Annotated in this window: 9 protein-coding genes and 1 riboswitch; of the genes, 2 read left to right on the top strand and 7 right to left on the bottom strand. The window is 43.4% G+C overall.

Going from position 1 to position 12625, the window contains the following annotated elements; translation table 11 throughout:
• Positions 1-55: 55 nt before the first annotated feature.
• The 3 genes from pstA to pstS all read right to left on the bottom strand — a co-directional run bounded on the left by pstA (position 56) and on the right by pstS (position 3366).
• Positions 56-961 carry a phosphate ABC transporter permease PstA gene (pstA, locus tag ACP7AE_RS06515; protein WP_426242066.1) on the bottom strand — a complete coding sequence of 302 codons (906 nt, stop codon included), beginning with the start codon at positions 959-961 and terminating at the stop codon, positions 56-58.
• A gap of 91 nt (positions 962-1052) precedes the next feature.
• Positions 1053-2006 (bottom strand): phosphate ABC transporter permease subunit PstC, encoded by a 954-nt coding sequence (gene pstC / locus ACP7AE_RS06510; RefSeq protein ID WP_426242064.1) that lies wholly within the window; start codon positions 2004-2006, stop codon positions 1053-1055.
• A gap of 196 nt (positions 2007-2202) precedes the next feature.
• Positions 2203-3366, bottom strand: a complete 1164-nt coding sequence (gene pstS, locus ACP7AE_RS06505; RefSeq protein ID WP_426242062.1) for a phosphate ABC transporter substrate-binding protein PstS — start codon at positions 3364-3366, stop codon at positions 2203-2205.
• Positions 3367-3658: 292 nt separating this feature from the next.
• A riboswitch (TPP riboswitch) is annotated at positions 3659-3801 on the top strand.
• Between the two features lie 248 nt (positions 3802-4049).
• Here pstS and thiC point away from each other — a divergent pair.
• Positions 4050-5990: a phosphomethylpyrimidine synthase ThiC gene (thiC, locus tag ACP7AE_RS06500; RefSeq protein WP_227676268.1), complete on the top strand. Its 1941-nt coding sequence runs from the start codon at positions 4050-4052 to the stop codon at positions 5988-5990.
• An 85-nt stretch (positions 5991-6075) separates the two neighbouring features.
• Here thiC and ACP7AE_RS06495 read toward each other — a convergent pair whose 3' ends face one another.
• From ACP7AE_RS06495 to ACP7AE_RS06480, 4 genes are all read right to left on the bottom strand, one after another.
• On the bottom strand, positions 6076-7221 hold the full coding sequence (locus ACP7AE_RS06495) for a hypothetical protein (protein WP_426242060.1): 1146 nt from the start codon (positions 7219-7221) through the stop codon (positions 6076-6078).
• Between the two features lie 6 nt (positions 7222-7227).
• Complete coding sequence (locus ACP7AE_RS06490; protein WP_426242058.1) at positions 7228-8295, bottom strand: hypothetical protein; 1068 nt, start codon at positions 8293-8295, stop codon at positions 7228-7230.
• A 125-nt stretch (positions 8296-8420) separates the two neighbouring features.
• Positions 8421-9323, bottom strand: a complete 903-nt coding sequence (locus ACP7AE_RS06485; RefSeq protein ID WP_426242057.1) for a fructose bisphosphate aldolase — start codon at positions 9321-9323, stop codon at positions 8421-8423.
• 192 nt (positions 9324-9515) lie between these two features.
• Positions 9516-10364, bottom strand: coding sequence for an EamA/RhaT family transporter (locus ACP7AE_RS06480; protein ID WP_426242055.1), 849 nt, complete (start codon positions 10362-10364; stop codon positions 9516-9518).
• Positions 10365-10682: 318 nt separating this feature from the next.
• Here ACP7AE_RS06480 and ACP7AE_RS06475 point away from each other — a divergent pair, with 318 nt between their 5' ends.
• Positions 10683-12590 (top strand): ABC transporter ATP-binding protein, encoded by a 1908-nt coding sequence (locus ACP7AE_RS06475; RefSeq protein ID WP_426242053.1) that lies wholly within the window; start codon positions 10683-10685, stop codon positions 12588-12590.
• Positions 12591-12625 lie beyond the last annotated feature (35 nt).

Raw genomic sequence — 12625 nt, 5'->3', positions numbered from 1 at the left:
AATGGAAGTAAATGCTCGAGGTAATCTAGGACAAGCCCTCATTCGCCATCAGCCTTTATTTAGCCTGACCTCTACTACCGATGAATCTTGCCAAGATATTTAATACCAAAACAGAGGTCGTGATCAGCAACGCCGCCGCCCACGCTAAGGTATGCCAGTTTTCATAAGGACTCATCGCAAACTGATAGATGGTATTGGGCAAGTTGGCAATAGGCTGACCCATATCGGTACTGAAATATTGGTTGTTAAGCGCCGTAAATAGCAACGGTGCTGTCTCACCAGTGATTCGGGCAAATGCCAGTAACACCCCAGTGGTCAGTCCTGCTCTAGCCGCCTTAATCGTTACTTGAGTCACCATTTTCCACTTGGGTGTGCCAAGTGCGTAAGCCGCTTCACGAATGCTATTAGGAACCAGATTGAGCATATTCTCAGTGGTACGCACGACCACAGGAATAACGATTAATGCCAATGCCAACGCGCCTGCCCAACCAGAGAAACTTTGACCTTTTACCATCAATGCATAAATAAAAAGACCAATCACAATCGAGGGTGCGGATAACAAAATATCATTTAAGAAACGCGTTACCTTGCCAAGCATACTGCCTTGAGCGAACTCAGATAAATAAATACCCGTCATGAGGCCAATAGGTGCACCGATAAACAATCCTGAAAACGCGAGCATTACTGAACCGACAATGGCGTTACGCAACCCGCCCGCACTCATCGGTGGCGGTGTATCAGCAGTAAAAATAGGCAGCTGCACAATACCTTGAAAGCCTTCAACAAAGAGCGTCAACAAAATCCAAAACAACCAAAACAGTCCAAAAACCATCGCCGACATGGCAAAGCCTAGACCTAACTTGTTGGTCAAACGGCGCTTGTTATAAAGGCTTTGGTTGTAGCGGTTAGCGCTGTTTGGCTGAGTCGGTAATGGTGCATTGATCGCATTGTTAGCAGGCATACTATTTATTTCCCATATCTTTTATCAATATCTATCAATGTTTATTGATGTCCAATAAATCCGTAAAAGACCTATCGAGATTGTCAAACGACTACCGATTGCCTGCCTTGTGATCCATGCGCATGAGCATGAGTTTTGCTAGAGATAGCACAATGAAGGTGATGACAAATAAGATTAAGCCTAAATGTAATAAGGAAGCCAAATGTAGTTCACTCGACGCTTCGGCAAACTCGTTGGCTAAAGCTGAGGTAATAGTGACACCAGAGGTAAATAAACTCGGACTGATGTTAAAGGCATTACCAATCAAGAAAGTCACTGCCATCGTCTCACCCAATGCCCGACCCAGTCCTAAGATCACGCCACCCACGACACCGGCTTTGGTATACGGCAGGATAATCTTGAACATAACTTCCCACGTCGTCGCGCCCATACCATATGCCGACTCTTTGAGCAGATCTGGCACGACCGAAAAAACATCGCGCATGGTGGCGGCGATAAATGGAATAATCATGATGGCAAGTACAAGGGATGCCGTAAACATACCCAATCCCATTGGCGCGCCCGCAAATAGCTTGCCAATGATAGGCAATGGCCCTATATGCTCGATAAACCATGGCTGAATGTGATCACCGAAGAAAGGCGCAAAGACAAACAAACCCCACATACCGTAAATGATAGAAGGGATACCAGCCAATAGCTCAATGGCGATACCAAGTGGTTTTTTGAGGAAGGTTGGGCACATCTCGGTCAAAAATATGGCAATGCCAAAACTGATTGGTACTGCAATCAAAATCGCGATAAAGGATGTCACCAACGTACCATAGATAGGTGCTAGCGCCCCGTACTCATTGGCGACCGTATCCCAATTATTACTGGTATAAAATCCAAGACCAAATGTTTGAATGCTCGGCCACGCTCCGATGATCAAGGAGACTAAAATGCCGCCCAACGATAAGAGTACTAATATGGCAAAAGCCTTAGTAGCATTCACAAACAATAAGTCATAGCGCTTTTGTTTAGCCAGTTGGGACCTTAAATCATTCATAAGTGTCTCAGCATTAAATAGAATCAAGTCAAAATAGTAGAAGCATTCATTCGGTTTTATCACAACAAACTTGTCATCAAATTTGCTGTGATAAAACCTCTCAAATAACTACCGGAGAATAGTTATTCGAGAGGATAACTCGAAAGGGACTAGTAAGGCACTGACAAGGTATTAAAGAATATTTAGCAGAAACAGGTTACTGAGCAGGCTTATAAACAGGCTGTCCATCACTGCCTTTTACCTCGTTCCATTTTTCCTTGAATAAGGCCACTGCCGTATCAGAAAATGGGACATAGTCTAGCGCCATGGCGCTGTCATCACCTTGGCTATAAGCCCAATCAAAGAAGTTCAACACGCCAGCTACTTGCTGAGGATTCTCTGGTTGCTTATGTACTAGGATAAAGGTCGCAGCAGCGATCGGCCATGCTTGCTCAGTCTCAGAGTTGGTGATGACTTTATAAAAGCCTGCTTGCTGTGACCAGTCGATATCACCTGCCGCAGCAAATGTCTCAGCAGATGGCTGAACGACGTTGCCAGCAGCGTTTTTCAATGCAGTATGTGACATGTTGTTTTGCTTAGCGTAAGCATATTCCACATAACCGATAGAGTTTTTCATACGGTTGACGTAGCTTGAAACCCCTTCGTTACCTTTACCGCCAGCACCAGTCGCAGACGTTGGCCATTTGACTGTTTTATCAACCCCGACGCTGTCTTTCCAGTCTGGTGAAACCTTGGCAAGATAATCCGTAAAGTTAAACGTTGTCCCTGAACCGTCTGAGCGGAATACCGTCGTGATTGCTGCATCTGGCAAGGTCAAATCTGGGTTCATGGCTTTGATTGCAGGGTCATTCCAGTTGCTAATCTTACCCAAATAGATGTCTGCCAACATTGCACCGTCTAATTTCAACGCGCCCGGCTCAACACCGTCGATGTTTACGATAGGTACAACACCGCCGATAACCGTCGGAAACTGAATCAAGCCTGCTGCGTCTAGCTCTTCAGGCGTCATCGGCGCGTCAGACGCCCCAAAATCGACTGTCTTTGATTCGATTTGTTTGATACCACCAGAAGAGCCAATCGACTGGTAATTGACTTGACCACCGGTAGCAGCGTTATAGTCGTAAGACCATTTAGCATAGATAGGCTGCGGGAACGATGCCCCTGCACCCGTGATATTCATAGCGATATTCTCAGCAGATTTAAAACCTGCTGCAGAAGCAGATGCTGTCTGAGTAGTTGCTTCAGTGGTGGTGACAGCGCTACTGCTATCCGCAGCTGGCTCTGTCGTTTCAGTCGATTTATTACATGCCGTAAGCACTAATGTACAACTAACGGCCACTGCTAATAACGAATAACGCATGTAGGACTCCTAAAGTTTAACAACGATACAAAAAAGCATTGTTTGTGACATGCGTGCTATCTTGCCAAATTTTTATGACAGTTTAATGACAACCTCCAGAATCTTTCATTCGCTTTACATAATATTTAGATAAGCTATCTACAGCTCAGTAATATCAAGTGATTTTAATCACTGGTACTCTAGAGTCGTTCTCATAAAAACATCGAACCTCAAACTCAACGCCTGATATTTTCATCTAAATATCATTAGCCCTCATTGCAGAACTTTGTTAGTATTGAGTTGATTTACAACACTGACAGACTCGGGGTGCGGTGTATTATTGGCTCACTTTTAAGCTTTCTTTATTAAAGTAGTCGCCTTTATACATTCGCTGAGAGATCACCCGCCGAACCTGATGCGGTTAGTACCGACGCAGGGAAGTCTTAAGCACTTTGTTATTTATGACAATGGACGCGTAGAAATACCTTTTTTATCCTCATTACTCCCTTAATGTGCATGATGTACTATTAAGTAGTGAAGACTGATATAAAGCTGCGTCCAACGTTTGATGAGCATCATCCGCGACTATGTTTTTTGGTCGTAGGCTGATGCTCATGAGCTGAATTTGTCTGGATCACAGGTGCTACCCCCGCAGCTACTGGCGGTGTTGCTTTTATTCAAAAACCAACACGCTAGGACAGCATATGACAACTTTATTAGCCACTTCTCCTTCTCAAAAACCTTCTAAGACAGATGCGTTAAAGACCCCTGCTCACCGCAGTGCCAGTGATGCACGCTTTGAAGAAGACGCTCGCGACTTACACCGCATACTCCCCGCCTCCCGTAAAGTCTATATCGAAGGCTCTAGATCCGATATTCAAGTACCCATGCGTGAAATCACCCTTGATCCTACCCCTGTGCAAGGCGTTTCTGAGAACGAATGGGAACAGAACCCACCATTCTATGTTTATGACACATCAGGCGTTTATACCGATCCCAACGTCGAGATTGATTTGACCAAAGGCTTACCAAAGCTGCGTGAAGGTTGGATTTCTGAGCGCGATGATACCGAGCAATTAAGCGGACTGTCTAGCGCTTACGGAATGGCACGCGCCCGCGATATCAGCACTGCCAATCTACGATTTGCTCATATCGACAAACCTCGCCGCGCCAAAGATGTCGATGGCAAAGCTGGCAACGTCACGCAAATGTACTATGCACGCCGCGGCATCATCACCCCAGAAATGGAATATATCGCCATTCGCGAAACGCAAAAGCAGCATGAGCTGACCGATATGCGTCAGCATGATGGTGAGAACTTTGGCGCTAATACGCCTGCGATTATCACCCCTGAATTTGTCCGCAGTGAAGTGGCTGCTGGGCGCGCCATTATCCCAAATAACATTAATCATCCAGAATCTGAACCGATGATTATCGGACGCAATTTCTTGGTGAAAATCAACGCAAATATCGGTAACTCAGCGTTAGGTTCTTCTATTGATGAGGAAGTGTCAAAAATGACGTGGGCAACACGTTGGGGTGCGGATAACATCATGGATTTATCCACTGGCAATCATATTCATGAAACGCGTGAATGGCTGATTCGTAACTCGCCAGTGCCGATTGGTACTGTACCGATTTACCAAGCGCTAGAAAAAGTCGATGGCGTGGCAGAAGATTTAACGTGGGAAATATTTCGTGATACCTTGATTGAGCAAGCAGAGCAAGGTGTCGATTACTTTACTATCCATGCGGGTGTTTTATTAGAGTACGTGCCGCTAACTGCTGGACGCTTGACGGGCATCGTCTCGCGTGGCGGATCTATCATGGCGCAGTGGTGCATGTTTCATAATAAAGAGAGCTTTTTATATACTCATTTTGAAGATATCTGCGAGATTATGAAGCAGTACGATGTGGCGTTTAGTCTAGGCGATGGCTTACGTCCAGGCTGTTTGCAAGATGCCAATGACGAGGCGCAATTTGGTGAGCTGCGTACCCTTGGCGAGTTGACCCAAGTGGCGTGGAAGCATGACGTACAGGTCATGATTGAAGGTCCCGGTCACGTGGCGATGAACCGTATTAAAGAAAATATGGATTTGCAGTTAGAAGTTTGTGCCGACGCACCTTTTTATACCTTAGGACCCTTAACCACCGATATCGCACCCGGTTATGACCATATCACGAGCGCCATTGGTGCGGCAATGATCGGCTGGTTTGGCACCGCAATGCTGTGCTATGTGACGCCAAAAGAGCATTTAGGTCTGCCTAATAAAAAAGATGTTAAAGACGGTATCATCACCTATAAAATCGCAGCCCACGCGGCTGATTTGGCTAAAGGTCATCCCGGTGCGCAGGCACGTGATAATGCGTTATCTAAAGCACGATTTGAATTCCGCTGGGACGACCAGTTCAATCTGGCGCTCGACCCAGATACCGCCCGTGAGTTCCATGATGAAACCTTGCCTAAAGACGCGCATAAGACGGCGCACTTTTGCTCGATGTGTGGTCCTAAATTCTGCTCGATGAAAATCACTCAGAACGTGCGAGATTATGCCAAGGGGTTGGATACGAAGAAGTCAGCTACTTTGGGCGCAGACGCTATGAGAGCAGTGGGTATCCAACAAGAAATGAGTGAAATGACATAAAAGTATAAGGCGGCAGGGAGTCAATTGTATAGAGAAATTTGATTATTCAATATTTAATACTTAAGCTTAAATCTAGTTGCTAGGTTTAAGCTTTTTTTACGTTTATTTTTGAGTCTCGTGGAAAAACTCGTTTGAAGTAAGAGTCGCACAGTTTCATGATGGTTAAATAAACAAGCAAAGTCAGTGGATAGCCAAAGAGAATAATAAAAATAGTATAACCATGATACCTGCTGGCATGCTCGCCCAGTAACCAATCTATAAGACAAATCTTATAGAAAACTATCATCAATACGATAAATGGAACTATCAGAATCCCTAACCATGTGACCATCCATGCTCTTTTAAGGCTTTTCTTCCGGCTCCAATACATAAGTCCATAGTGAGCACCCCCTAACAAACATATTAAAAACAACAGAAGTATTAATGAGTCTAAGTTAATTAACCACTTTGCTAGAGGCATTGGTTGTGGTTGATAAGATATCTCAAGAACATCTTGAGGCAGATGATCAAAAAACCACTTAGAATCTGCTTTTATCATCCCACTTAAAGGTTCGCCAAGATTAGTCTTCAAATATTTCGACTCATCAGCAATCTTTAAAGTAACGGTCAAGTCACCAAAGCTTTTCCAAGTTTTGGCAGGTTTTAATGAATAGCTATAGATATATTGATTGGTCCAATCACTACGGTTTATTGTAGGATAGGCAGAGTATTTAACATTAATGACATGATTGCCTTCGCTTAAGTGTATCTCAAAGTATTTAGCGTCATTATTGAACGGCACAGCCATATCCGTTTCTGGATCATGATAAGCAGGCAATGATTTTGAATGACTTTCATAATCATAATTGATAAGTACTGGTACCGCTTGCCCATCGACTTCGACTATAAAGCTTTTGTCTGCATCATTATCTATGTTATCGAACACCTCAAAAACCAAAGGTATTCGATCGCCTTCTTTAGCGCTATAAATTTCGTAAGTGACATCATAGTCAGCTTTATTAAAACCTTCAGCAATATTGATATCTATGTTTTCAGACAATATATCGATATCTTTGCTTGAATATGCCGTACTGGCATTAGTACCGTCGATAATGGGAGACGCCATATTGGCATAGCTAAACATGCTAGTACTTAATAAAAGCAATCCTAAAATAATCCTACGCATTAATATTCTCTCAAATGGCTCGTCAGCTAGCTGTTCGCGAATCACAAAGCTATTTACAGCCTTCAACTATAATTACTTTACTGTTTCAGTAACCGTCTGTTTAACCATCATAAAAACCACAAAACTAATTATCAAATAAATAGGTGTTATTACTATATAGCCTAACGGCAAAACCCATATAAAGAACAAATCGCGACTCTCTCCTGTTGCGCCTTGACCAATGATCATATCTGTCACCAGTAGATAGAGGTAATAAATTATCAGGCTAAGCAGAGGCACTAGAAAACCACCCACGAGCATGACTGTCCAAAGGGTTTCGGGCTGGGCTTGCTGTCTACGTTTCATCATACGTAAATGCAGTCCACCCAATACAAATAGCGTGAAACTTATAGTTATGAATGGCGAAACAGCCGTCAAAACTTTTGCCACAGGATTCAGAGGTGCTTGAATAATAAAATCAATCTCTTTCGCAAGATTATCGTTGAAATATGATGGTTGATTCGCGGGTAAAGCCGTTTTCTCATTATCAATATCGACAGTCACATGGTCAGCATCACCATAAAAATTTAGAGTGACAGTTGAACCTTGAAATTGCTGGCTCTGTGTATCACTCTGTTGCCTCGGCTTTAAGCTATACGAATAGGTATGTCTTGCCGTCCAATCACTGCCATAATAATGCGGCTGGACGTCATAAGTAGCTGTAATAGTATGCAACCCTGACGACAAATCCAGGTTGATATACTTTGAATCTGCTCTGAATTGCTCTAAACCAGTATTGGCTGGCATATAGAAGTCAGATGTCTCAAGCCCGTTATTATCTTCAGTAACCGTTACGACAGGCACTGATTGACCATCGACAGTAATTTCGAACTCATTACTTTGTCCAAATTCATCGAATACTTCAAAAACCAATGGGAATTGAAGCCCTTCACGATTGTTATACAGCTTATAGCTCACTGTATAACCAGCATTATTAGCATCATCTGTAATATCGATATTAACTGTCTCTGATATAACATCGATGGCATTATTAAAATAAGCAGCGCTTGCCCAAGTACCTGAATAGCCTACAGGCTCCATAGATTGACTAGAAACACTCCAACTTAATAAAAACACTCCTAAAGTAATAAAGCGAAACACAACCTCTCCAGAAACCATAAAAACAAACACAAGTTTAATAAATATCTACTGTGAATGCCATTAAAAAAATCCCAGCAAACCTAAAGTCAGCTGGGATTCAAAATCAATTATAAAAGTATAAGGCTTTAAACCTTCGACGCCTCATAAATCTCTTCGATAGATGTGTTAATAGTATTAGCAAACTCATCATCACTTTGCTGCTTACTCAGCCCCTCAGTAAAGGCCCGTGAAAAACTAGCAATCATACCTGAATTTTGCTTGAGCTTAGCACAAGCATCGCCACGGCTGTAGCCGCCCGATAACGCCACAACTTTTAGCACTTTTGGATGATCAATCAGCTCTTGGTAAAAACCCGCTTCTTCTGGCAAAGTCAGTTTTAGCATCACTTGCTGCTCATCGTTTAAACGCTCAAGGTTGCGCAAAATATTAGTTTTGAGTATTATTTCACATTTATGCTTTTTGCTACTGTTGATATCTACTTCAGGCTCTACGATTGGCATCAGACCTTTTGAGAGTATCTGTTTTGCCACATCGAATTGCTGTTGCACGACCAGCTCAATGCCATCGACATTCGGCTCATAAATTACTGAGCGCATTTTGGTGCCAAATACTGGATAGTTTTTGGCTTTATCGAGTAGCAAATCTAAATTTGGCATCGGACGCATCACTTGGACGCCATTCATTTGCTCAGCCAAACCCTTATCCACTTTTAAAAACGGTACGATATTTTTATCTTCCCATAGATAATTGGCCGTCGGTTTGCCATTGACCTCACGTTCCATAGTATCTTCGAACAAAATCGCCCCAAGCACACGCTCATTATCAAAAGCCTCACAAGTCATGATACGCGCGCGCATTTCATGCACTTGGTCGAACATGGCTTCATCGTTGTCATAATCATCGCCTGTGACACCATAATTCTCTAACGCTTTTGGTGTACTGCCACCACTTTGATCAAGTGCCGCAATGAACCCTGAACCATTTTTGATACGTTGTAGTTGTTTTTTATATTGGTTTTGATATTCCATTGAGAGTGCGTCCTATTGTTATTTGTTAAGGTCAAGTGTCACAAAGTAAATCGCTTTTTATTGGCTAATATCAGCCTTACTGTTTGTAGACAACCTTATCATAGGACGCTCTTTGTGCCTATATCTGATAAGTTAACGCGTTGATAAAATCATTATCACCTACCCTATAAGCAAACTCACTAGGCTAAACGTTTATGCTAAAAACAGCACTGCCACACAGCAAATGGCTAATAATAAACCCAATACATTAATACGGTTAAGCGACTCCTTAAACACACCAACCCCTATCAAGGTTGCCACTGCAATGACACCGACATTCATACCGGTAAAGACGATGCTAGGCGACTCGGATAATAATTGATGCGCACGTACATAAGCATAAATATTGCCCATATTGAGCGCACCTAATAACAATCCTGCTGCGAGCGCATTCCCCTGCCAGCGCACCCGCGTAATCAGCAAATAAATAAACAGCAATAATCCTGCTAAGCCAAAACTGACAAATAATGTAAGAGGAAAAGCAGCGCCCTGCTTGGCAACTTGCTTGAACAAGATATCAATAATGCCATAGCCTGCCCAGACGCCAAATAGCCAAAGCGGTGTATGCTTCGATTGTCTGCTAATCTGACCCTGCTGTGGACGATAAATCAACGCTCCGAGTGCTAGAAAGCCCAATAACAGTCCAAATATTCGCGTGCCGGCCAGTATTTCACCAAACAATAAAAAAGCCGCGACGATAGGAATAATCAACGATAGCCGCTGAGCCGCATCGGTTGCTACCATTCCCACAGATTCAATCGCCCTTCCAAGGATAATAAATACCGCAGGTAGCAATATGCCAAGCGCGATAATAATGCCCCATGCACCGCCAAGCGCATTCACGCCACTGACGTCTGGCTTCAATAAAAACCACGTCAGTAAAAAAGCCACCGGATAGCCTGCGACGATGGTCTGCCGTATGTCTATATTTTTCTGTCGTAACACTTTTAGCAATACTGAAACGGCGACACTACAAAGCACCGCTATCGTCAAATATATCATGAGCTATTACCTTGTTAAACTGCCATTTTACGGGGGTATTATTCGCTCATCATTCATATACTGAAGACAAAGCGCGAACTGCCAATCAGGATAAAGCCATAGAATGTAACAAAGTATTTCTTACACAGCAATCTATTTATTAGCTTTTATTCGACTGTTGACAAATAGCTCTTTACCGTTCAATTTACAATTAGCATGCAGGTCTGATTGGGAAGTTTGCTAAAATAGTACTCAATCCTAATAACAAAAGTAAAGATTCAAAATAACGAGTAATGTCGTTGATTTTGGCGTACTGCTATTGATGTTTTACGACTGCCTATGAATGCTCTATTTCGATTTTTTGAAACTCGCCTCCCTGCCTTTCCTGAAACCCCTATGCCGCTACCTTCACCCCGTGATGGCATGCTAAAGTTCTTGTGGGCGTGTACCAACGGTTTACGTGGCTGGCTATTGATATTTATGATTTTGTCTGCGGGCATTGGCATCTATGAAGCGATGCTATTTGCTTGGATTGGGAATATCGTTGACTGGCTAGGCGTCTATACACCGCAGAATCTGTGGTTAGAAAAAGGCGATATGCTACTGCTCATGCTAGCTGTCATGATCGTGAGTCCGCTATGGATTGCATTGTCATCATTCATCCATTTTCAGACCTTGCAAGGCGTCTTTCCTATGCAAATGCGCTGGCGCTTTCACCAGCGGATGCTTGGGCAATCGATGCAGTTTTATCAAGATGAATTTTCTGGACGTGTCTCAGCCAAAGTAATGCAAACTGCATTGGCCGTACGCGATACGGTCATGACCGTCACCGACATGTTTATGTATGTCACCGTTTATTTTATTACGTCAGGTGTCATTTTATTCAATCTGGACAGCCTATTATTAATCCCGTTCATTGTTTGGTTGGTCTTGGTTGCACTGACCATTTGGTACTTTATCCCTAAGCTCAAACAAACTGCCATTGTGCAAGCAGATGCCCGTGCCTTGATGACCGGCCGCATTACCGATGCTTATGCCAATATCATGACCGTCAAGCTTTTTAGCCATTCACGCCGTGAGCTGAGTTATGCCAAAAATGCCATGGGGCAATTTTTAGGTACCGTCCATGCACAGATGCGCTGGGTCAGTTATTTAGAAGTATCAACCCATCTAATCAGTGTGATTTTGGTTAGTGGCACTGCGGCTATTGGTTTGTATTTATGGCAACAAGGCGCGGTCGGTGTCGGTGCGATTGCTGCCGCGACAGCCATGGCACTACGTTTGAACGGTTTGACTCGCTGGATCATGTGGCAAACTGCCAGCCTATTTGAAAGTATCGGAACCGTACAAGATGGCATGCGTACCTTATCAGCGCCGCAAAAAATCATTGATAAGCCCAATGCACCTGCTTTGAAAGTCACCGAAGGTCGTATCGTTTTCGATCATGTTGATTTCAGTTATGAGAATAATAGCGATGCTGTTGAAGGCGATATCTTAGATACAGTGAAAACATCAGCAACGCCTACTACGAAGACTAAACTGCTCGATAACTTTTATTTAGATATTAAACCCGGCGAAAAGATAGGCTTGGTTGGGCGCTCAGGCGCCGGTAAATCTACCTTGGTTAATTTATTGTTACGCTTCTTTGATGTCGATAGCGGTAAAATCCTTATCGATGGACAAGCAATTGATGAAGTCACCCAAGAGTCTTTGCGCCAACAGATAGGTATGGTGACGCAAGATACGTCTTTGCTACATCGGACAGTACGTGAAAATATCGCTTACGGTCGTCCTGATGCAACCGACGAAGAAATTATTACGGCTGCCAAGCAAGCGCAAGCATGGGACTTTATTAAAGACTTATATGATGATAAAGGCAATACAGGACTTGATACCCAAGTCGGTGAGCGCGGCGTCAAACTATCTGGCGGTCAACGTCAGCGTATCGCCATCTCACGTGTTATGCTGAAAAATGCGCCCATCTTACTATTGGACGAAGCGACCAGCGCCCTTGACTCTGAGATTGAATTTGCCATTACCGAAAGCCTGAATGACATTATGACAGGTAAAACGGTCATTGCGATTGCCCATCGTCTCTCTACCATTGCCGCACTTGATCGATTGGTGGTCATGGATAAAGGTCAAATTATCGAACAAGGCAGCCATGATGAATTATTAAATCTACACGGTGTTTATGCTCGCTTGTGGCACCGTCAAAGTGGTGGTTTTTTAGGTGAAGACAGCTAAGTACAACCCTTAATTTTCATTAAAAATCAGACACA

Source organism: Psychrobacter sp. TWP2-1-2 (genome assembly GCF_049896785.1).
Lineage (GTDB): Bacteria > Pseudomonadota > Gammaproteobacteria > Pseudomonadales > Moraxellaceae > Psychrobacter.
The sequence above is the reverse complement of the archived record's forward strand: the minus strand, read 5'-3'. Positions and strand labels throughout refer to the sequence as shown.